We start from the raw sequence: 21,213 nt of genomic DNA on the forward strand, positions 1-21,213 counted from the left end.
TCAGAAATTTCCCTTCCCGCGAACAAGGTCACGAAGACTCGTGATCCGGACATAGAGGAAGATACGATGACGGACGCTCTTCCGATTCCCACCGGTGTGCCCACCACGCGTCGGTGTCCGTTCGAACTGCCCACCGAACTCCTGCGGCTCAGTGAACAGGGCCCGTTGAGCCGTATGCACTATTCCGACGGCCATCTGGGATGGCTGGTCACCGGATATTCGGCCGCTCGGCTGGTGCTCGGCGACAGCCGATTCAGCAACCGGGCCGACCTGGCCCGTATGCCGGTGGCGATTTCCTCCGAGGCCGAGCAGTCGCGGCGTGCGGTACCGCCCGGTGTCTTCCATCGCATGGACCCGCCCGAGCACACGCGCTACCGTCGGCTGCTCACCCGCCACTTCACCGTGCGCCGCATGGACCGGCTGGTTCCGAGGATCGAGCAACTGGCCGACGCGCGGCTGGCGGCGATGGAGCGGCAGGGGCCACCGGCCGACCTCGTGGCCGACTTCGCCATGCCGATGTCACTCGACCTCCTCACGGAGTTGCTGGGCGTGCCGGACGAGGCCCGTGAACGGTTCCGGAAGGAATCGGCGGCGCTGTTCGAACTCGACTCCGGCGCCGAGGAGATCACCCGCGCCACGCAGGCGATCCACGAGCGGTTCCGTGAGCTGATCGGGCGGAAGAAGACCGGGACGGCGGAGGATCTCCTGGGGCATCTGGCCGCCGAGCCCGATCTGCCGGAGGACGAGGCCGCGACGATCGGCATGGTCATCCTCACCGCCGGCTTCGAGTCGACCGGCAACACCCTCGCCCTCGGCGCCCTCGCGCTGATGCGGAACCCCGGGCAGCTGGACGCGCTGCGGGCCGACCCGGCCGTGATGGACTCCGCCGTGGAGGAGTTGCTGCGCTATGTCACCGTCACCCACTTCGGGCCCATCCGCACCGCCTTGGAGGATGTCCAGGTCGGCGACGACCTGATCAGGGCTGGGGACTCGGTCACCCTCGCGCTGCCCGCGGTCAATCGAGATCCGGAGCACTTCGCGGCGCCCGACACCCTGGACGTCGCCCGTCCGGCGGCCCACCATGCCGCGTTCGGCCACGGCATTCACCAGTGCCTCGGGCAGCAGCTCGCCCGCTCGCTGATGCGCTGCTCGTACGCCAGGCTCTTCGACCGGTTCCCCGCCCTGCGGCCGGCCGTTCCGTTCGAGGAAATCCACGTCCGTACGGACAAGAACACCTATGGGCTGCGCGAGCTGCCGGTGACATGGTGAGGGCAACGCCGTGATGGCGACGTGGTGAGGGAAGCGTGGTGAGGGCAACGTTCTCGCAACGTGGCGGGGGGTTCGCTGGGCCGGACCTCTGACCGCTCGGTGAGCATGACCAGCATGACGGAGAGGGATCGCCCATGGACCGTATCGCGCTGACACCGGCCGCGGCTGAGCTGATCCGCAAGCTGCGGGTGGATCACGGGCCGCTGATGTTCCACCAGTCGGGCGGCTGCTGTGACGGCAGCGCGCCGATGTGCTATCCGCTCGGCGAGTTCCGTACGGGTGGATCGGACGTACTGCTCGGGGAGCTGGAGGTGGACGGGGTCGAGGAGCCGGTGGGGTTCTGGATGTCGGCCTCGCAGTTCGAGCTGTGGGCCCATACGCATCTCACGGTGGACGTGGTGCCGGGCCGCGGCAGCGGCTTCTCCCTGGAGGCGCCGGAGGGCGTGCGCTTCCTGATCCGCTCACGGCTGCTGGACGACACCGCCGGCTGAGCGCGGCGAGTTGGGCGCGGCGGGCCGTCGGATGGGCACGAGGGGGTGAACACCACCTCCTAGCGCCCTCAGTCGGCCGCGCTCTCAGCTCGCGTCGGCCATCGCCAGAGTGTGCAGCCGCTCGGGCGGGCCCGGCCGTGCGTAGTACCACCCCTGCGCGGTGTCACAGCCCAGCCCCCGCAGATGCTCGGCCTGTACGGCCGTCTCCACGCCCTCGACCGTCACCGCGAGGTCCAGCGTGTGCGCGAGCGAGACGATCCCCTCGACGATCTTGACGTCGACCGGATCGGCCGGGGCCCGCTGCATGCCCCGGGTGAAGGAACGGTCCAGTTTGAGCTGGGAGACCGGGAGCCGGCGCAGATACGACAGGTTGGAGTAGCCGGTGCCGAAGTCGTCCAGGGCGATGTCCACGCCGAGGTCGGCGAGTTGCCGCAGCGGCCGCAGGGCGGTCTCGTCGGCGCCGATGAGGTCGTTCTCGGTGACCTCCAGGCACAGCGCGCTGGGGCACAGTCCGGCGTTCTCCAGGACCGCCACCGTGTCGGAGACCAGCGTGGGATGGCTCAGCTGGCACGGCGAGAGGTTGACGTTGACGCGCAGCGACTCGTCGTCCTCGGCGGCGTCACGCCACTCGCGCGCCTGCCGGGCGGCCTGCTCCAGGACCCAGCGGCCGAGCGGGACGATCAGCCCGGTGCCCTCGGCGAGCGGGATGAACTGGTCGGGGCCGAGCACTCCGTGCAGCGGGTGCAGCCAGCGTACGAGCGCCTCGGCGCCGCGCACGGTGCCGTCGGTGAGCCGTACCAGCGGCTGGTACTCGATGAAGAACTCGCCCTTCTCCAGGGCGGACGGCAGCCCGTTGGTGAGGCTGTGACGGGCGATCACCCGGGCGTTGGAGTCGGCGTCGGCGATCTCGAAGCGGTTGCCGCCCGCGGCCTTGGCCCGGTACATGGTGATGTCGGCGCTGCGCAGCACCTCGGCCCGGCCGATCTCCCCGGCCCGGCCGTCGACCACGCCGATACTGGCCCGTACCCGCAGCTCACGGCCCTCGATCCGGACGGGTTCGGCGAGCGCGGCCAGCATCCGGCGGGCCAGTCCGGCGCCGTCTGCCTGCGCCGCGGGGCCGGTGACCAGGGCGAGGAACTCATCGCCGCCGACGCGGGCGAGCAGCTCGGCGGGAGCCTTCACACAGCGCTGGAGGCGTTCGGCCACGGTCTTGAGCATCCGGTCGCCGACGGCGTGCCCGAGGCTGTCGTTGACGGCCTTGAAGCCGTCCAGGTCCAGGTAGCACACGCCGAACCGCTCGGCGTCGGCGTCGGCGGCCAGCACCTGTTCCAGCCGCTCCAGGAACAGGGTGCGGTTGGGCAGTCCGGTCAGCTCGTCGTGGGTGGCCTCGTAGCGCAGCCGCTCCCGGAGCAGCCGGTGCTCGGTGATGTCCTCGGCAAGGGCGAGCTGGTACTGGGGAGCGCCGCTGGAGTCGCGCAGCAGGGTGACCGTCAGATTGGTCCACAGCTCGCTGCCGTCGTCGCGGTAGTGCGGCTTCTCGATGCGGAAGTGGTCGCGCTCCCCGTTGACCAGTTCGCGGTAGAGCTCATGGGCGCCGGGGACGTCGTCGGGGTGGACGAACTCGGTGACGTTGCGGCCGGGGCGGAAGAAGTCCATCCCGCCGAACATCCGGGCCATGGCGTCGTTGACGACGAGCACCTCGCCGTCGAGTCCGGCGATACCCACGCCGATGACCGCGCCCTCGAAGACGGCCTGGAACTTGGCCTCGCTGGCGTGCAGCGCCTTCTCGGCCTCGGTCCGGGCGACCATCGCGGCCCGCGAGATGGCCTCCTGCTCATCGCGCTCGCGCTCGCGCAGCTCGCGGACGAACCCGGCGGCGAGGGCGTGCTGGAGCCGCACACAGCGGGCCCGCGCCTCCTCGTCGGCCAGGGGCTCGTGGGAGGGCTCGTCGGACGGGTCCGGGAACGATTCACTGGATGGCCCGGGGAACGATTCACCGGACGGCGGGGAGAAGTTCGCTCCGGGCGACGAGCAGGACACCAGATGTGCGTCGATGACGCCCAGGATGGCGGGCAGCGCGTCGGGCTCGGTGCACTGGGCGTCCACCAGCGCGGCCCCGACCTCGTACGCGGTCTCGGTGTCGAAAGGGGAGGAGCGCAGGGCGGCGCTCAACCGGTGGGCCAGCGGCAGCAGATAGCCCTCGAACTCCTCGGGGGTCATCGTGGTGGCGGCCAGTGGGTGGACCGCCCGGCACCAGATGCCCGCGAATCGCCTCAGCGGATCGTTCTCCCTGGGGGCGGGGTGTCCGGCGGCGTCCCTGGCGTCGCGGTCACATCTCGGCCCGCCCGATTCGGAAGTCATATCGTGCGCTCCCCGGGGCAGCCGCCATGGGCTGGGTCCCTGTAGCCTGCCGCGTCCTCGCCTGCGGCGTCGATACCCTCCGGCCGCCAGTCCACGTCCTGCACTTCCTTCGCCCTCTTCCGGCTTCCGGGGCCGCCCTCGGGTCGTCCGCGTCCTCGGGGAAGTGGAGCACGACGAAGAGCGGCACGGCAACCCGCTGCTGAGGCGAGATTACTGATCAACCGTTCGATGAGGAAAGGAAAAACGGAAAACTTCAATCCGGATCCGATCATGGAGACGGGCGCCGCCGGGGATCGTCGAGCACCTGCCAGAGTCATCTGCCAGTGGCCCGAACCCCGCGCTGACCTCGGCCCTCCACAGGACGGCCCTTTGAAAGCGCCTCGGCGAAACCCGTTCGGGAGCCCCGTTCTGACGGCGCGCCAACCCCGGGCGTGAGCAGTCGAATGAGGAAATCCATCACGTCCGCCGCGCTTGAACGTCACACCGGGTTCTCCGCGGCCGAGGCAGCGACGACCCCGGCCCGCACGCCCGCCCCCGCACCCCGCGGATCGAAATCCGTGCAGCCTTTTGCCCTCATACGGTGATTTGCCATGAATAGGGGTACTCGACCGCTGGATCTCCGCAAGGAGGCACGGCGCACGGAACACATAAGGACGCACGGAGTGACCCCATGGCCCCACCAGGTCTCGCCCAGGATCTGCTGCCGCGCCGGGCGATGGCCCAGGTCAGCACGGTCGGCACCGGCCGCGCCGAGGCGGGCTGCCTACGGCTCGGCGAGCGCCTGGTCCGCTGTCCGTACGACGGTCAGCGGGCCACCGAGGCCCTGGACACACAGGTGAGGGAGCTGGCCGGACGGGACGGGCCGGTGCGGTTCCCCCGGCGGGCCCGGGGCTGGGCCTTCGGGCTGCGCGAGCGGGACGGACCACATGAGCCGCACGGGCCGCATGAGCGGGATGGCCTGCGCGGGCCGCATGCGCCGGACGGGCTGTACGGCGCACCGCTCGACGCCGCTCCCCCAGCTACCGCTGGGAGGTGCCCCCTACCGGCTCCAGCGCATCCGCGAGATCGGCGGATGCGATCTGGCGGATGTGGACAGCAGGCTCAACCTCCAGGTCGCCACCCGCATTTGGAAGATCATGCGGAGCGTCCCCGAGTGAGCGGGACGCCGCCGGGCACCCGTGACCGACGCAACGGCACCACACCACGAGGCGGGATGAGCGATGAGCGACAAGAACAAGAGTGTGGCGAGCGCTCTGCTCGACCAGCAGGGCACGACCTTCGCCGACGAGGCCGGGATCAAGCTCCGCGACACCCCCGGCCCGCTCTACCAGCTGCTGGTCCTCGCACATCTGCTGTCCGCGCGGATCAGTTCCGACATCGCCGTCGCCGCCGCCCGCGCCCTCTTCGACGCCGGGATGCGCGATCCACGGCGGATGGCGGAGGCCACCTGGCAGCAGCGGGTCGACGCACTGGGCGAGGGCGGCTACCGGCGTTACGACGAGCGGACCTCCAGCCAGCTGGGCGAGGCGGCCGAGCTGGTGAACCGGGAGTACGGGGGCGATCTGCGGCGGCTGCGCGAGGCCGGGGACGTGAAGAAGCTGCTCCAGGAGATCAAGGGCATCGGGCCGGCCGGGGTGAACATCTTCCTGCGCGAGGTGCAGGGCGTCTGGCCCGAGTTCGCCCCATACTTCGACAGCAAGGCGCTGGACGGCGCCGAGCGGGTCGGGCTGCCGAAGAGCGCGCGGGCGCTGGCGGGGCTGGTGGCCGAGAAGGACCTCCCCCGGCTGGCCGCCGCCCTGGTCCGGGTCGCGCTCCACGCGGACGCCGCGCGGGAGGTGCGCGCGGCCGCGTGAACATGGTCAGGCGGGAAGGCCCCTGCTGCTGTCGGCCTTCCGCGGGGACGACGGGCGTGGCGGCCCGCCCTCAGCGGATGCCGAGCTCCTTCAGCACCCGCCGCTGGGCGGCGGTGGGCTCGGCCGGGAAGTAGAGGTAGCAGACGCCTCCGGTGCCCGAGACCACCTTGCCGTCGGCGTTGTACCGCTTCGTCCGCAGCCAGATGTTCTCCCACTGCCGCCGCTTGTAGATGTGGCGGACCGCCTCGTTGCTGGCCGAGGCCGGGTCGTTGGCGATGACATCGCCGTCCGCCGTGAAGCCGATGACGGTCATCAGATGGCCCGCGGTGCCGTACCCCGCGCCGTCCAGCTCGGTCTTGAGGAAGGACTGCGAGGTGATCAGCGGAATGCCGACCTCGATCAGCTTCTCGGCGTCGGTGAGCGAGCCGAGCCGGGTGACCAGGCCCTGGAGATCGCGGTAGGTGGCGGCATAGGCGGTGTTGAACGGCCAGTTGCCGCAGCCCTCGTACTGGTAGTCGAAGGTGGACCGGGCGGCGTGGCAGACCTGCGGATCGGCGTAGTCCGGGTTGACCCAGGCGAGGTCCTCCGCGGAGGGCTTGCGGCCCCAGTACTCGATGATCATCTGGGAGGAGGTGGGGCTGCACCACGCCTCGCCGCCGTTGTCGTACTCCGGGTACTGGCCCTTGTGGATCTCCTGCGAATAGCGCGGTACGACGAGTTCGCGCCCCTTGGCCAGGCTCGGCGTGGAGGCGGGCACCTCGAACCGGTCGGGGACGTCCGAGCCCATCGCGCCGACCCGCCACACCGTGGGGGTGAGGGTGGTGCCGGGCTTGCGGTGGAGGGTGAGCCGCACCTGGTACTTCGCGAGCCGCAGCCCGCTCGCCGGGTCGTCGATGGAGAAGGTGTCGGTCCACACCGAGCTCTTGTCGTCGCTCTGGTCGTCCACCGACGTGCGCCGGATGGAGGAGGCGCCGTCGTCGGAGGCCCAGCGGCCCATCACGTACCAGGGGGTCCCGGAGCCGTCGGTGTAGGTGCCCTTGAGCTCGATCTGGACCCAGGTGCCGGCCGGGGTGCGGGCGTTCCAGGAGACGATGGCCTCGGTCGCCGGCACGGAGAGGGTGCGCACCGGGGAGGTCCAGGTGGCGTACTCCCAGGCGGCCTTGGTGCCGGTGTGCGGATCGGTGTAGTCCACGCTGCCCAGCGGGCGGGAGATGACGATGCCGGGGCGGGCGCCGGACTCGGCGCGGACGCCCTTGGCGGCACCGGCCAGCCAGTCGGCGTGGCTGGTCCAGCCGTGGTACTCCGCGGTCCTTTTGGCCTTCGAACCCGCCGGGGCCGCGGCGTCCCCGGAGGCTTGTTCCGCGGCGGGGGCCGGGCGGGCCGTTCCGGCGGCCGCGGCGGCTGTCGTGGTGACGGCGGCGGCGCCCGCGACGCCGAGGGCGGCGGCGAGCACGGAGCGGCGGGGCGTGGATCCAGATCTGGTCATACGGGGTTCCCCCAGTCGTCGTCCGGTCCAGTGGGCGGCGGGTGCGCGACAGTCGCACAACTATGGCCGCTGCGAGTGGTCTCAGGCCAGTGATTCCCCCGGTGTCCGCGCCATCAATATTGGTGTGAACCAATGGAGTGAACGGGCCCGAAGGGCCGTATGGTGGTCCCCGATGCGAACTTACCGACCGGTTGGCGGCCTGGACGCGCTGGCCCGACGCCTGTGCGCGCTGCCGCCGTCCTGCGGGCCGGTCCGGCTGGTCGCGGTGGACGGCCACGCGGGCTCCGGGAAGACCACCTTCGCCGGGCATCTGGCCGAGGCGCTCGGCGGCGCCCCCGTGCTGCACACGGACGACTTCGCCACCCATGAGGAGCTCTTCGGCTGGGCCGGGCGGCTGCACACCCACGTCCTCGCCCCGCTTGCCCGGGGCACGGCGGCGCGGTACGCCCCGTACGACTGGGTGGAGCGCCGCTTCGCCACCGCCCGGCGGCGGCTGGACCCCGCGCCGGTGGTGCTGCTGGAGGGCGTGGGCAGCGGTCGCCGCGCGATGCGTCCGCGGCTGGCGCAGCTGTTGTGGATGGATCTGCCCGAGCGGGACTCCTGGCGGCGCGGTCAGCTGCGGGACGGCCCGGGGATGTCCGCATTCTGGGACGGATGGCTGCCCGCCGAGCGTGCGCATTTCGCCGCCGACCCGTCCCGTCCGTACGCAGGAGCCTTGGTACAGCAGCGGAAGGAGGGGTATGAGGTGCTACCGGGACCCGCGGCTACCGACGGAAACACCCCCTGGCCTCACACAGCGTGAGCCGATGCTCCCGACCGGACCGGACGCGGCCGCCCGAGGCATGACGCGTACTCCAACTCGGCTTGACCTGGGGCCCATACAGGTCTTACGTTCTCAATGTGCGACTCGTACGAGTCGTCCCACAACGCGAAGCCCCCGGTTGTTCCCCCGTGATCGGGGGCTTCGTCCTGTCTGGCGCCGGTTTTCCACTGCTTTGCGCGGCCATTTCGTCACCCTGGGTGACGAACCGCCCCAGACCTTGCGCGCCCCCTACACGCCCCCGCGCACACCCGTCCGGCCTTGTGTGATTGCGACGAACAACAGTGCGGCACCCTCGGCCCATGCGAGTTGCGCAGGTACGATGCGAAAGGGGCAGTCGCCCCTGCGGCATCCACGGGGGCAGCGGTTGTGGGGGACGTGATGAATTTCGGCACGCAGGGTTCGCACGCCCCGGCCGACCTCGCCTGGCTGCGAGCCGTCGATGCCTACACGATGGGCGCGTACGCACAGGCCGAGGAGGAGTTCCGGGCCGCCACCCGGCTCGATCCGGGAATGGCCGACGCCTGGCTCGGACTGCACGCGCTGCGGGCCGACACGGCGGCGGCGCTGCTGCGGATGTACCGGCACCGCGACCGCTTCGGCGAGCAGCGCGCCCGGCACCGCCGCACCCTCAACTCCTGGTACTGGCTGGGCTGGTGGGTCCAGCCGGTGCTGGAGACCAGCCGGGACCTGCTGCTCGCCCACGCATCCCACTGGCTCGACGGCCGCCATGTGCCCGAGCTGGACCGGGCGCTGGCCGGCTGCCCCCCGGTCGAGGCAGATCCGCAGGCCCGCTTCCTGCACGCCTGCCGCGCCTATCTGGTCAAGGACTGGGAGCAGCTGGTACGCCACACCGAGCAGCTGCTGGACGATCCGTTCCTGGGCATCGAGGCCGGTCTGTTCGCCGGGATGGCGCGGGTCCGGCTGGAGATGTACAGCCAGGCCGAACCGCTGCTCGCCGCCGCCTTAATGCGCTGTCGCAGCGAACAGCCCCAGCGCAAGGAGCTGCGCTACTGGCTCGCCCGCGCCCATGAGGGCACCGGGCGCAGCGCCGCCGCGCTCCCCCTCTACCGCGCGGTGCACCGCATCGACTCCACCTTCATGGACACCTCGGCGCGGCTGGCGGCGATAGCCGAGTCCGACGGGCTGGACGAGCCCGCGGACCTCGCCGCCGTATCGCTGGCCGGGGCCGGTGGCCAGGACACCACGGACGGCCGGGACGTCACCGCCACCGACCCCGCCGACACGCTGGCCGACGGCCGCGATCCGCGCGCCGCGGCCGAGGGCCCCGAGGGCCCGCCGCTGATGGGCCCCGCCGTGATGGGCGCGGGCGGCACACGCGACCGGGCCGGACTGCCGTCCCAGCCCGGCCCCTCCGATCCGGTGCTGCTGGAGAGCGCGCTCCAGGAGCTGGAGCGCATGGTCGGCCTGGAGCCGGTCAAGCGGCAGGTCCGGGCGCTTTCGGCGCAGCTCCACATGGCGCGGCTGCGCGCCGGGCAGGGCCTGCCGGTCCAGCCGCCCAAGCGGCACTTCGTCTTCTCCGGGCCCTCCGGCACCGGCAAGACCACCGTGGCCCGCATCCTCGGCCGGGTCTTCTACGCCCTCGGGCTGCTCGGCGGCGACCATCTGGTGGAGGCCGGGCGCGCCGACCTGGTCGGCGAGTATCTGGGCCAGACGGCGGTGAAGGCCAATGAGCTGATCGACTCGGCGCTCGGCGGGGTGCTCTTCGTCGACGAGGCGTACAGCCTGTCCAACTCCGGCTACAGCAAGGGCGACGCATACGGCGACGAGGCGCTTCAAGTGCTGCTCAAGCGGGCCGAGGACAACCGCGACCGGCTCGTGGTGATCCTCGCCGGCTACCCCGAGGGCATGGACCGGCTGCTGGCCGCCAACCCCGGCCTCGGCTCGCGCTTCACCACCCGCGTCGACTTCCCCAGCTACCGGCCGCTGGAGCTCACCCGGATCGGTGAGGTGCTGGCGGCGGAGAACGGGGATGTGTGGGACGAGGAGGCCGTGGAGGAGCTCCGCAGCATCAGCGGCCATGTGGTGGACCAGGGCTGGATCGACGAGCTGGGGAACGGGCGGTTCCTGCGCACGCTGTACGAGAAGAGTTGCGCCTACCGGGATCTGCGGCTGTCCGGCTGGAGTGGCACCCCGACGCGCGATGACCTCGCCACGCTGCGGCTGCCGGATCTGATGCAGGCGTACGGGGAGGTTCTGTCGGGGCGCGGTCCCATGTACCGCGATCCTCAGGACCCGCCCCTGGGGTAGCGCGCCTGCGGCGGGCTTTTCCCCGACCCGCCCCTTCCCGAACCAGGAGGCTCCGCCCCTGGACCCCGGACGCCCTTCGGGCGTGTCCTCAATCGCCGGACGGGCTGAAAATCAGCCCCTCCGGCGATTGAGGAGCGGGGTCCGGGGCGGAGCCCCGGTTGTGGGAAGGGGCGGGTAGGGGAAAGCCCGCCGCAGGCGCAACCGCGGTCAGCCGACCATCGCCCGCTCCTCCTCGGAGAGCGCGGGCGCCGCCTCGCCCCTGGGCTCGGCCACCCGGTCCCGGGCCCCGCCCCGGTGCGCGGGGTCGTGGACCTCGCCGACCAGCTTCTCCAGGACGTCCTCCAGGGCGACCAGCCCCAGCACCTTGCCCGACGCGTCGGCGACGGCCGCCAGATGGGAGGCGGCCCGGCGCATCGCGGTGAGTGCGTCGTCCAGCGGAAGCTCCGCGCGGAGCGTCTCGATCGGATGCCAGACCCGCTGCGGCACGGCCCGCTCCGGGAACTCCAGCTCCAGGACGTCCTTCACATGCAGATAGCCCATGAAGGCGCCGCCGGGGCCGCGCACCGGGAAGCGCGAGTAGCCGGTGCGCACGGTCAGTTCCTCGATCTGCCGGGGGGTGACCGAGGGATCCACGGTGACCAGGCCCGCCGGGTCCAGGAGGACGTCGGTGACCGGACGGCTGCCCAGCTCCAGGGCGTCCGCGAGCCGCTCCTGCTCCCCGGGGTCGAGCAGCCCGGCCTGCCGGGAGTCCTCGACCAGATGGGTCAGCTGCTCGCTGGTGAAGACGGCCTCGACCTCGTCCTTGGGCTCCACCCGGAACAGCCGCAGCACCAGCCGGGCACAAGCCCCCAGCAGCGCGGTGACCGGCCGGCACAGCCGCGCGAAGGCGACCAGTCCGGGGCCGAGCCACAGAGCGGTCTTGTCCGGCGCCGCCATGGCCAGGTTCTTCGGCACCATCTCGCCGATGACCAGATGGAGGAAGACCACCAGGGCGAGCGCGATGGCGTAGCCGAGCGGATGGATCAGCTGCTCGGGCAGATGGACGGCGTGGAAGACCGGCTCCAGCAGTTCGGCGACGGTCGGCTCGGCGACCGCGCCGAGGGTCAGCGAGCAGACGGTGATGCCGAACTGGGCGGCCGCCATCATCTGCGGCAGGTTCTCCAGGCCCGTGAGCACCGTACGGGCGCGCCCGGAGCCCTCGGCCGCGCGCGGCTCGATCTGGCTGCGGCGCACCGAGACCAGGGCGAACTCGGCGCCCACGAAGAAGCCGTTGGCCAGGACCAGCAGAACGGCGAAGAGAAGCTGTACCAGACTCATCGTCCGTCCGCCTTCCCGGCCACGGCGGGGGCACTCATCTGCATGGGCGGCGTACTCGTACGGACGATGCGCACCAGTTCCGCCCGGTGGTGGCCGACCTGCCGGACGGCCAGCTTCCAGCCGGGCAGCTCGGCGATGTCGCCGGGGGCGGGGATCCGCCCCAGCAGATCGGCCACCAGCCCGGCCACGGTCTCGTACGGCCCGTCGGGCGTGTCAAGGCCGATCCGGCGCAGGGTGTCGACGCGGCAGGCGCCGTCGGCGTCCCATACGGTGCGGCCGTCCTCGGTGAGGGTCTGCACCAGGTCGGGGGTCTCCGCGGCCTCGTCGTCGTGCTCGTCGCGCACCTCGCCGACCAGCTCCTCGACGATGTCCTCCAGCGTGACCACACCGGCCGTGCCGCCGTACTCGTCGACGACCACGGCTATCGGCTGCTCACTGCGCAGCCGCTCCAGCAACGGCTGGACCGGCAGCGTCTCGGGGACCAGCACCGGGGACTGGGCGATCCGGCTGACGGGTGTGCGCAGCCGGTCGTCGGACGGCACCGCGAGGGCGTCCTTGAGGTGCACCATCCCGATGACCTCGTCCAGCCGGTCGCGGTAGACGGGGAAGCGGGACAGCCCGGTGGCCCGGGTGAGATTGAGCACATCCACGGCGGTCGCCGTGGAGTGCAGCGCGCTCACCCGCACCCGCGGGGTCATCACATGCTGGGCGGTCAGCTCGCCCAACGAGAGGGTGCGGACGAACAGATCGGCCGTGTCCTGCTCAAGCGCGCCGGCCAGCGCCGAATGGCGGGCGAGCGAGACCAGCTCACCGGGGGTGCGGGCGGAGGCCAGCTCCTCGGTGGGCTCCACGCCCAGCGCCCGCACCAGCCGGTTGGCCACGGTGTTGAGCAGGGCGATCACGGGCCGGAAGAAGCGGGCGAAGGCGTACTGCGGGCCCGCGACGAAGCGGGCGACCTGCAACGGCCGGGAGACCGCCCAGTTCTTCGGCACCAGCTCGCCGATGACCATCTGGACGGCGGACGCCAGCAGCATGCCGAGCACGATGGCGACACCGGGGACGGCGCCGTGCGGCAGCCCGACCGCCTCCAGCGGCGTGGTCAGCAGATGGCCGAGCGCGGGCTCGGCCAGCATGCCGACGATCAGCGAGGTGATGGTGATGCCGAGCTGGGTGCCGGAGAGCTGGAAGGACAGCTCGCGCAGCGCCTCGACGACGGTACGGGCGCGCTTGTCGCCCTCGTCGGCGGCTCGCTCGGCGTCCGGCCGCTCGACGGTGACCAGGCCGAATTCGGCGGCCACGAAGAAGCCGTTGGCGAGGATCAGGACGAGTGCCGCGGACAGCAGCAGGAGGGAAAGGGTGATGCTCATGCCGCCGCCTCGTGGTCGGCGGCGGCGCAGGTACTACAGGACGATCCGTCCATCTGCTGAGGGAGTCACTCCTCGGGTCGCAGGGGAGCCCGCCGGGGGCGCACGCGGGCGTACGCGCTGGAGAGGCGGGGCGGGGCATCGTTCGGCCCCGGCAACAGAGTAATCAAGGATGGGGCATGACGGGCAGGCCCCTCACGCCGTTGGAGTGCCGATCCGCCCGTCGGCCGGTCCATGGGGCCCGCCCGGCAGGAGCGGAGGCGTACGCAAAGGGGCTGCTCAACGCCGCTGGTGCCGGGCGGTCCTGCCGAGTGGCTCAGTCCGTGGTACGGCCCGTCCCGTGCCGCTCGGCGAGGGCGCGCAGGGCCCGCGCGTCGCTGATGGCGTGCGCCTTGGCGATGCCCGGCTGGATGCCCATCGCGGGCAGGCTGGTGCCGTCGGCGAGGTCCAGATAGACCCAGGGGTCGCCGGGGCGCAGATTGACCCGGAGCACCTCCGCCCACTCCAGCCGGCGCTTGGTGGTGAGGTTGACCACCGTCACACCGCCCTCCTCGGCCACCACCTTGGGGCGGCTGAGCAGCATCAGCCCCCCGAAGAAGAGCAGTCCGGTGAGGATGAAGCTGGCCCGCTCCCCCGGCCCCAGCCGCTCCAACAGCAGGGCGACGGCCGTGAGGACGACCAGGACGGCGACACCGACGGTCATCAGGACGGCCCGGGTCCTGGTCGGCCGGAAGGTGACGGGCAGGGCGGGGGTGGGCGCGGCGGCGGACACCTGGTCGGCCTCTCGGATGGGAGGGAACGGGACGTGGGGCAGGGACGGGGCGGGCCGTCAGAGGCGGCAGGCGTGGATGCCGGTGGTGAGGATGGCCCGCGCCCCCAGGTCGTAGAGCTCGTCCATGATCCGCTGGGCGTCCTTGGCGGGGACCATCGAGCGGACCGCGACCCAGCCCTCGTGGTGCAGCGGGGAGACGGTGGGCGACTCCAGGCCCGGGGTGAGGGCCACGGCGCGCTCCACCTGCTCCACCCGGATGTCGTAGTCCATCATCACGTAGCGCCGGGCGACCAGGACGCCCTGCATCCGGCGGAGGAACTGCTGGACCTTGGGGTCGTCGCTGGGGTCGCCGGTGCGGCGGATGACGACCGCCTCGGACTCCAGGATGGGCTCGCCGATGATCTCCAGCCCGGCGTTGCGCAGGGTGGTGCCGGTCTCGACCACATCCGCGATGACCTCGGCGACACCGAGCTGGATGGCGGTCTCGACGGCGCCGTCGAGGTGGACCACGGCGGCGTCCACACCGTTGTCGGCGAGGTGCTTGGTGACCAGTCCGGCGAAGGAGGTGGCCACGGTCATCCCGCCGAACTCGCTGACGTCCTTGGCCGTGCCGGGACGGGTGGCGTAGCGGAAGGTGGACCCGGCGAAGCCGAGCTGCATGATCTCCTCGGCCTGGGAGCCGGAGTCCAACAGCAGATCGCGGCCGGTGATGCCGATGTCGAGCCGGCCGGAGCCCACGTAGACGGCGATGTCGCGGGGGCGGAGGAAGAAGAACTCCACCTCGTTCTCCGCGTCGACCAGGACCAGCTCCTTGCGGTCCTTGCGCTGCCGGTAGCCCGCCTCATGGAGCATCGCCGACGCAGGCTCGGACAGTGAACCCTTGTTGGGGACGGCGATGCGCAGCATGAGTGCTCTTTCCTTCGGTAGCTCGGTAGCTCGGTAGCTCGGTAGCTCGGTAGCTCGGTAGCTCGGTAGCTCGGTAGCGAGGATGAGGGGGTGTTTGACGGGGGTGTTCAGAGGTGGGCGTAGACGTCGTCGAGGGTCAGCCCCTTGGCGACCATCATCACCTGAAGGTGGTACAGGAGCTGGGAGATCTCCTCGGCGGTCGCCTCGTCGCTCTCGTACTCGGCGGCCATCCACACCTCGGCGGCCTCCTCCACCACCTTCTTGCCGATGGCGTGCACACCGGAGTGGACCAGCTCGGCGGTGCGGGAAGTGGCGGGGTCGGCCGTGGCGGCCTTCTGCTGGAGCTCGGCGAAGAGCTCCTCGAACGTCTTCTTGGGCATCGTGTCCGTCATCCTACTTGGGTCGTGCGACGCCCCTCAGCGCCAGGGTTCGGCGACCGAGCGCAGGGTGGTGGCGGTGGCGACGGCCGCGGTGACCGCCTCGTGGCCCTTGTCCTCGCTGGAGCCCGAGAGCCCCGCCCGGTCCAGGGCCTGCTCCTCGGTGTCGCAGGTCAGCACGCCGAAGCCGATGGGCACACCGGTGTCCACGCTGACCTGGGTCAGCCCCTGGGTGACGCCCTGGCACACATAGTCGAAATGCGGGGTGCCGCCGCGGATGACGACGCCCAGGGCGACGATCGCGTCATAGCCGCGGCCCGCGAGCACCTTGGCGACCACCGGCAGTTCGAAGCTGCCCGGTACCCGCAGCACGGTGGGCTCGTCGATGCCGAGCTCGCCCAGCGCGCGCAGGGCGCCGTCCAGCAGCCCGTCCATCACCTTCTCGTGCCACTGTGCGGCGATGACGGCGACGCGCAGGTCCCCGCAGTTCTTCACGGACAGTTCGGGGGCGCCCTTACCGCTCACGTCTCTCCTCGGTGTTTCTCATGTTGCTGGTGCTTCTGGTGCTTCTGGTGCTTCTGTGGTGGTGCGTCGGTGTGGCTACTGGTTGCCGCAGGCCGATATGGGCTCGGCGCGGTCGCCGTCCAGCCAGGGCAGGTCATGCCCCATCCGGTCCCGCTTGGTGCGGAGGTAGCGGAGGTTGTGCTCCCCGGCCTGGACGGGCATCGGCTCCCGGCCGGTGACCCGCAGCCCGTGCCGGACCAGCGCCGTGGTCTTCTCGGGGTTGTTGGTCATCAGCCGCAGCGAGCGCACGCCGAGGTCGGCGAGGATCTCCGCGCCCGCGGCGTAGTCCCGCGCGTCGGCGGGCAGGCCGAGCTCCAGATTGGCGTCCAGAGTGTCCCGGCCCAGCTCCTGGAGCTCGTACGCGCGCAGCTTGGACAGCAGTCCGATCCCGCGCCCCTCATGGCCGCGCAGATACAGGACGATGCCACGGCCCTCGGCGGTGACCCGCTCCAGCGCGGCGTGCAGCTGGGGGCCGCAGTCGCAGCGCAGCGAGTGGAAGACATCGCCGGTGAGGCATTCGGAGTGGACGCGGACCAGCACGTCCTCGCCGTCCCGGAGGTCGCCCTGGACCAGCGCGATGTGCTCGACGCCGTCGGCCGCGCGGTAGCCGTACGCCCGGAAGTCGCCGAAGGCGGTGGGCAGCCGGGTCTCGGCCTCGCGCCGCACAAGCGGCTCGGCGGGCTTGCGGTACGTGATCAGATCGGCGATGGAGACGATCGCGAGGTCGTGCTTGTGGGCGAAGGCCACCAGGTCGGGCAGGCGCAGCATGGCGCCGTCCTCCCCCGCGATCTCGCAGATCACGGCCGCCGGGCGCAGTCCGGCCAGCCGGGCGAGGTCGACCCCGGCCTCGGTGTGGCCGTCGCGCGCGAGCACCCCGCCGGGGCGGGCGCGCAGCGGGAAGATGTGGCCGGGGCGGACGAGGTCGCCGGGGGTGGTGTCCGGGTCGGCCAGCAGCCGGAGGGTGGTGGCCCGGTCGGCGGCGGAGATACCGGTGCTGACGCCGTGTTCGGCGGTGGCGTCGACCGAGACGGTGAAGGCGGTCCGCATGGACTCGGTGTTCTCCTCGACCATCTGCGGAAGCCGCAGCCGGTCGAGGTCGACGGCCTCCATGGGCGCGCAGATGAGCCCACGGCACTCGTTCATCATGAAGGCGACGATCTCGGGGGTGATCGTCTCGGCGGCGGCGACGAGGTCGCCCTCGTTCTCCCGGTCCTCGTCGTCCACGACCACCACGGGGCGGCCCGCGGCGATGTCGGCGATGGCGCGCTCGATGGGGTCCAGTGCCAGTTCGTCGGGCCAGTGCGCGGCTCGCAGGGGGGCGGCCGGGCCGCTCGGGTGCGGGTCGGTCACCGCGTATGCCTCACTCATGATGTGGCCTCCTTGTCCTGCGTGCCGTTGTCCCGTCCGAGCAGCCGCTCGACGTATTTGGCGAGTACGTCCACCTCGAGGTTGACCGGGTCACCGGCCTGCTTGACCCCGAGCGTGGTGAGCGCGAGGGTCGTCGGGATGAGGCTGACGGTGAAGTAGTCCGGGCCCGCGTCCACGACGGTGAGGCTGATGCCGTCCACCGTGATGGAGCCCTTCTCGACGACATAGCGGCTGAGTTCGGCGGGCAGCGAGATCTTCACGATCTCCCAGTGCTCGGAGAGCTTGCGGTCCAGGATGGCGCCGGTGCCGTCCACATGGCCCTGCACGATATGGCCGCCGAGCCGCCCGCCCAGCGCCATCGGGCGCTCCAGGTTGACCCGGGAGCCAATGTCGAGCGCGCCGAGACTGGAGCGGTTCAGGGTCTCGGCCATCACGTCGGCGCTGAACCGGGTGCCCTCCGCGTCCTCGGTGATGTCGACGACGGTGAGACAGACGCCGTTGACGGCGATGGAGTCGCCGTGCTTCGCCCCTTCGGTGACGACGGGGCCGCGTACCTGGAAGCGGGACGCGTCACCCAGGTGCTCGATGGCGACGATCTCACCCAGTTCTTCGACAATTCCGGTGAACACTTCAGTTCTCCTCGGCGAGGGGGGCGGGGACGGGAGCGGCGATGGGGACGGCGGTGACGCGCAGATCGGGACCGAGCCGGGTCACATCGGCCGTCTCGAGGCGCAACGCCTGCGCGATGGTGGTGATTCCGGCGTCGGCGAGGGCGGCGGGGCCGGCGCCGAGCAGGACGGGGGCGAGATAGCCGACGACCTTGTCGACGGCTCCCGCGGCGAGGAACGCCCCGGCGAGGGTGGGCCCGCCCTCCAGCAGGACGGAGCGCACCCCGCGGCCGTGCAGTTCGGCCAGGAGCGCGGGGATCCGGAGGCCGGTTTCCGCGCGCGGCAGCCTTACGGTCTCCACGCCCGGCCGTCGCGGCAGATGCGCGATGCCCGCGTCCTCGGCGACCGCGATCAGCGTGGGCGCGGCGTCGTCCAGAACCCGGGCACCGGGCTTGATGGTGGCGCCCGTGTCCACGACGACCCGCAGCGGCTGGGTGGTGTCCTCCCGGTTCCGTACGGCCAGGTGGGGGTCGTCGGCGCGCAGGGTGCCGGAGCCGACGACGACGGCGTCGGCCTCCGCGCGCAGCCGGTGCACATCGGCGCGGGACTCGGCGGAGGTGATCCAGCGGCTGGTGCCGTCGGCGGCGGCGCTGCGGCCGTCCAGGGTCGCGGCGAACTTCCACAGCACGAAGGGGCGGCCGCGGCGCATCGCGGTCAGCCAGGGCTCGTTGACCGCCTCGGCCTCCTCGGCCAGCAGCCCGGCGTCGACCTCGACCCCGGCGGCGGCCAGGGTCGCGGCGCCGCCCTTGGCCTGGGCGGTGGGGTCGGCGACGGCGTAGTGGACGCGGGCGATCCCGGCGGCGATCAGGGCCTGTGAGCAGGGGCCGGTGCGGCCGGTGTGGTCGCAGGGTTCGAGGGTGACGACGGCGGTGCCGCCACGGGCCCGCTCCCCCGCCGCGCGCAACGCGTGGACCTCGGCGTGCGGGCCGCCGGCCCGCTGGTGCCAACCCTCGCCGACGACGCGGCCACCGGCGTCGAGGATGACGCAGCCTACGACGGGGTTGGGGCTGGTGTGGCCGAGGCCGCGGGCGGCGAGCGCGACGGCTTGGCGCATCGCCTGGGCTTCGGCTGCGGTGGCCACCGGGTCCTCCTGCCTCTTCGGGCACGGACTCCGGGGCTGTCGAGATGACACGGAAGCGGGAACGCCGCCGCCAGCACGCCGGGATCGGCGAAGAGTCCGCATCCCGCATACGCGAGGGCGAACCGCCGAGGCGGCGCACCGGTGATGTCGCTACCGCCGCGCACTGCCTCCCATCCGGACTTTCACCGTCGGTCCAGGAATTTCACCTGGTCAACCGGCCGCTGGCGGCGGACGGGTCGCGGACTGTAACCGCCGGTTCGGATTTTCACCGACCCCGGAGTGCGCTGACGTCACTGGTACGGACTCAGTGTGCCATGGCTATCGGCGCAGGTGGGAGGCAACCCCCATGTGGCCTCCCTCACCCACCCAAGCCCCGGAGGGGCCCGCCCCAGGTCCGGGCCGGATCCCACCCCGGTTCGGCCCCGGGTCCGGAGCGGTTTCCCCACCCCGGTCGGGAAGGGTTTCCCCGCTCGGGCCGGGAGCGGATCCCCCACCCCGCCCCTTCCCGAATCGTGGGCAAGCCCCCGAGCCCCGTCCGGGAGCGGCCTCCATACCGCGGAACTCCGTCGAAGCCCCGTCGCCCCGCAGATGGCGGGTGGGAGAGGCGAGGGATGGGCTTCCCTCCCCGGGGCGAGCCCCCGAGCCCCGTCCGGGGGCAGCCTCCATACCGCGGAACTCCGTCGAGACCCCGGCCCCCGCAGATGGCCGGTGGCGGCAACCCCCGGCCCCCTGCCACCCGCAAGGCACCCGCCCCCGGCCGGATACCGCGGCGCCGAGGCCGCTACCGATCCGGGGGGGCGGGGGCTTGCCGCCGGGGTGGGGAGAGGTGGCCGTCAGCCCTGGGCGATGCTGTCGAGTTGTTCCACCGCCGGCCGCAGGGCCCACAGGTCGCCACCGGGCGGGGTCTGGAGCTTGGGCAGTGCCGCACGGGCCTCGCGGTCACCCGCGTCGGCCGCCGCGTGGACGATGTCGCTCGCCGCGTAGGCGCGGAAGTCGAGCTCCGGGTACGGCCAGGGCGCGGCACCCGTGGCCGCCGGGAGCAGGACGTCGACCGCCTTGAAGAGGTTCGCGCCACCGGGCCCGGTGTAGTGCCACAGGTCCACCCCGACGTGCTTCCCGATGGCTGCCATCCGGGTGTACGCGACCAGGTTGAAGGTCGAGTAGTGGAAGCTCCGGGTGCGCTTCAGCTCCTGCGGCTGCGTGCCGTCGGCCGCGATCTGCGTGTCGATGCGCTTGGTGCGGGCGTCGCGGAGCACCTGGCGGGCGCGGTCCCGGTCGCCCACGGCGGTGGCGATGGCGGCCACCTGCATGTCGTAGAAGGTGCCGTGGTTGTTCTCGGCGGCGCCCTCCTCCTTGCCGAAGTCGCTGTTCACCAGCCAGTCCAGGAACTGCTTGTTCCAGGTGCGGAAGCCCGCGTGGTCGCTGTCGGACCAGCCGGGGGCGCCGGTGTCGAGGAGCGCGGCGGCGTCGAGGAGGCTGGTGAAGGCCTGGGAGAAGTCGATGATCCCGATCGAGCGGCCGTCGTACATGCAGGGGATGAACTGCGCGTGGTTCAGGTTCGGGTTCATCCGGGTCTCCGGGGTGATGAACCAGGTGCGCAGGATGTCCGCGGCGTGCTCGGCGTAGGCCCGCTTACCGGTGTAGTACCAGGCCAGGGAGAGCTCGTAGGCGGACTCGAAGACCTTCCCGACCTCGGGACGGTCCGTCATCTTGTCCACGTCGGGGTTCCGTTGGCCATCCTTCTGAACGTAAGGGCAGCCGTACGGATTGTCCTCGGTCTTGGGCCGGCTGGGCCACCAGTAGGGGGCCTGACTGAAGTAGTCGTGTTTGTCGCCGCTGGGCGGCACCTGGTCCTTGTCGGTGACCGTCCAGGGGCCCTGCTTCATCCACTGGTCGGCCTGGGTGGTCAGATCGCGTACGGTCCGCCGCAGATTCCGGTCTCCGAGCTGCAGTTTCAGCTTGGTGAGGGACAGTCGGGGCCCGTCGAGCACCACCGTACGGGGCACCGGGCCGGAATGCCGGACGCGCTCGGCGCCCTGCGCGGAGGGGGCGGCGGGGATCGCCAGGACGGCCAGGAGGGCGGCGGCGGCGACGATCGCCCGGGCGATCCGCCCGCGTCCCGCTGGAGGTGCACCCATCGAGCACTCCAATCAGATAGCTGAACGCTATTCAGAATTGAGATCGGGCTCAGAGTAAGACGGCTCCATGGGCACGACAAGAGATCGCACAGGAATGCCCTCACCCC

At 71.6% G+C, this 21,213-nt stretch carries 18 protein-coding genes and 1 riboswitch; of the genes, 6 read left to right on the forward strand and 12 right to left on the reverse strand.

The features are described from left to right. The first annotated feature begins 66 nt into the window (after positions 1 to 66). Together ACMTAK_RS11180 and ACMTAK_RS11185 are read left to right on the forward strand one after the other, a co-directional pair. Positions 67 to 1,269: a cytochrome P450 gene (locus tag ACMTAK_RS11180; protein WP_413806071.1), complete on the forward strand. Its 1,203-nt coding sequence runs from the start codon at positions 67 to 69 to the stop codon at positions 1,267 to 1,269. A gap of 134 nt (positions 1,270 to 1,403) precedes the next feature. Next, entirely contained in the window at positions 1,404 to 1,760 is a 357-nt protein-coding gene (locus ACMTAK_RS11185) for a DUF779 domain-containing protein (RefSeq protein WP_413806072.1), read from the forward strand. Positions 1,761 to 1,844: 84 nt separating this feature from the next. On the opposite strand, the gene ACMTAK_RS11190 is transcribed toward ACMTAK_RS11185, so the two are convergent. Next, entirely contained in the window at positions 1,845 to 4,121 is a 2,277-nt protein-coding gene (locus ACMTAK_RS11190) for a putative bifunctional diguanylate cyclase/phosphodiesterase (RefSeq protein WP_413806073.1), read from the reverse strand. Positions 4,122 to 5,047: 926 nt separating this feature from the next. Here ACMTAK_RS11190 and ACMTAK_RS11195 point away from each other — a divergent pair. Together ACMTAK_RS11195 and ACMTAK_RS11200 are read left to right on the forward strand one after the other, a co-directional pair. Continuing rightward, complete coding sequence (locus ACMTAK_RS11195; RefSeq protein ID WP_413806074.1) at positions 5,048 to 5,278, forward strand: helix-turn-helix domain-containing protein; 231 nt, start codon at positions 5,048 to 5,050, stop codon at positions 5,276 to 5,278. 63 nt (positions 5,279 to 5,341) lie between these two features. Further along, positions 5,342 to 5,974 carry an HhH-GDP family DNA glycosylase gene (locus tag ACMTAK_RS11200; RefSeq protein WP_413806075.1) on the forward strand — a complete coding sequence of 211 codons (633 nt, stop codon included), beginning with the start codon at positions 5,342 to 5,344 and terminating at the stop codon, positions 5,972 to 5,974. A 70-nt stretch (positions 5,975 to 6,044) separates the two neighbouring features. Here ACMTAK_RS11200 and ACMTAK_RS11205 read toward each other — a convergent pair whose 3' ends face one another. Further along, on the reverse strand, positions 6,045 to 7,460 hold the full coding sequence (locus ACMTAK_RS11205) for a peptidase C39 family protein (protein ID WP_413806076.1): 1,416 nt from the start codon (positions 7,458 to 7,460) through the stop codon (positions 6,045 to 6,047). A 172-nt stretch (positions 7,461 to 7,632) separates the two neighbouring features. Between ACMTAK_RS11205 and ACMTAK_RS11210 the strand changes: the two genes are divergently transcribed. Next, complete coding sequence (locus tag ACMTAK_RS11210; RefSeq protein ID WP_413806077.1) at positions 7,633 to 8,262, forward strand: uridine kinase family protein; 630 nt, start codon at positions 7,633 to 7,635, stop codon at positions 8,260 to 8,262. A 399-nt stretch (positions 8,263 to 8,661) separates the two neighbouring features. Next, on the forward strand, positions 8,662 to 10,551 hold the full coding sequence (locus ACMTAK_RS11215; RefSeq protein WP_413806078.1) for an AAA family ATPase: 1,890 nt from the start codon (positions 8,662 to 8,664) through the stop codon (positions 10,549 to 10,551). 207 nt (positions 10,552 to 10,758) lie between these two features. On the opposite strand, the gene ACMTAK_RS11220 is transcribed toward ACMTAK_RS11215, so the two are convergent. The 10 genes from ACMTAK_RS11220 to ACMTAK_RS11265 form a co-directional block, all read right to left on the reverse strand. Further along, a complete protein-coding gene (locus tag ACMTAK_RS11220) occupies positions 10,759 to 11,868 on the reverse strand; it encodes a hemolysin family protein (protein ID WP_413806079.1) in 1,110 nt (369 codons plus the stop codon). Continuing rightward, positions 11,865 to 13,229: a hemolysin family protein gene (locus ACMTAK_RS11225; RefSeq protein ID WP_413812858.1), complete on the reverse strand. Its 1,365-nt coding sequence runs from the start codon at positions 13,227 to 13,229 to the stop codon at positions 11,865 to 11,867. The genes ACMTAK_RS11220 and ACMTAK_RS11225 overlap by 4 nt, the downstream gene beginning before the upstream one ends. Before the next feature lie 319 nt (positions 13,230 to 13,548). Continuing rightward, positions 13,549 to 14,004, reverse strand: coding sequence for a PH domain-containing protein (locus ACMTAK_RS11230; protein ID WP_413806080.1), 456 nt, complete (start codon positions 14,002 to 14,004; stop codon positions 13,549 to 13,551). Between the two features lie 57 nt (positions 14,005 to 14,061). Continuing rightward, positions 14,062 to 14,910 (reverse strand): ATP phosphoribosyltransferase, encoded by an 849-nt coding sequence (gene hisG / locus ACMTAK_RS11235; protein ID WP_137980388.1) that lies wholly within the window; start codon positions 14,908 to 14,910, stop codon positions 14,062 to 14,064. Positions 14,911 to 15,017: 107 nt separating this feature from the next. Further along, entirely contained in the window at positions 15,018 to 15,290 is a 273-nt protein-coding gene (locus ACMTAK_RS11240) for a phosphoribosyl-ATP diphosphatase (protein WP_044568481.1), read from the reverse strand. A 36-nt stretch (positions 15,291 to 15,326) separates the two neighbouring features. Next, on the reverse strand, positions 15,327 to 15,812 hold the full coding sequence (ribH, locus tag ACMTAK_RS11245; RefSeq protein WP_413806081.1) for a 6,7-dimethyl-8-ribityllumazine synthase: 486 nt from the start codon (positions 15,810 to 15,812) through the stop codon (positions 15,327 to 15,329). A 75-nt stretch (positions 15,813 to 15,887) separates the two neighbouring features. Beyond that, entirely contained in the window at positions 15,888 to 17,219 is a 1,332-nt protein-coding gene (locus ACMTAK_RS11250) for a bifunctional 3,4-dihydroxy-2-butanone-4-phosphate synthase/GTP cyclohydrolase II (RefSeq protein ID WP_413806082.1), read from the reverse strand. Beyond that, positions 17,216 to 17,848, reverse strand: a complete 633-nt coding sequence (locus ACMTAK_RS11255) for a riboflavin synthase (protein ID WP_413806083.1) — start codon at positions 17,846 to 17,848, stop codon at positions 17,216 to 17,218. The genes ACMTAK_RS11250 and ACMTAK_RS11255 overlap by 4 nt, the downstream gene beginning before the upstream one ends. Position 17,849: 1 nt before the next feature. After that, positions 17,850 to 18,968, reverse strand: coding sequence for a bifunctional diaminohydroxyphosphoribosylaminopyrimidine deaminase/5-amino-6-(5-phosphoribosylamino)uracil reductase RibD (ribD, locus tag ACMTAK_RS11260; RefSeq protein WP_413806084.1), 1,119 nt, complete (start codon positions 18,966 to 18,968; stop codon positions 17,850 to 17,852). Between the two features lie 156 nt (positions 18,969 to 19,124). Continuing rightward, a riboswitch (FMN riboswitch) is annotated at positions 19,125 to 19,255 on the reverse strand. 546 nt (positions 19,256 to 19,801) lie between these two features. Then, a complete protein-coding gene (locus ACMTAK_RS11265; protein ID WP_413806085.1) occupies positions 19,802 to 21,106 on the reverse strand; it encodes an alginate lyase family protein in 1,305 nt (434 codons plus the stop codon). Positions 21,107 to 21,213 lie beyond the last annotated feature (107 nt).

Origin of the sequence: Streptomyces lacaronensis (assembly GCF_047337785.1) — a bacterium.
In the GTDB taxonomy this organism is placed as follows: domain Bacteria; phylum Actinomycetota; class Actinomycetes; order Streptomycetales; family Streptomycetaceae; genus Streptomyces; species Streptomyces lycopersici.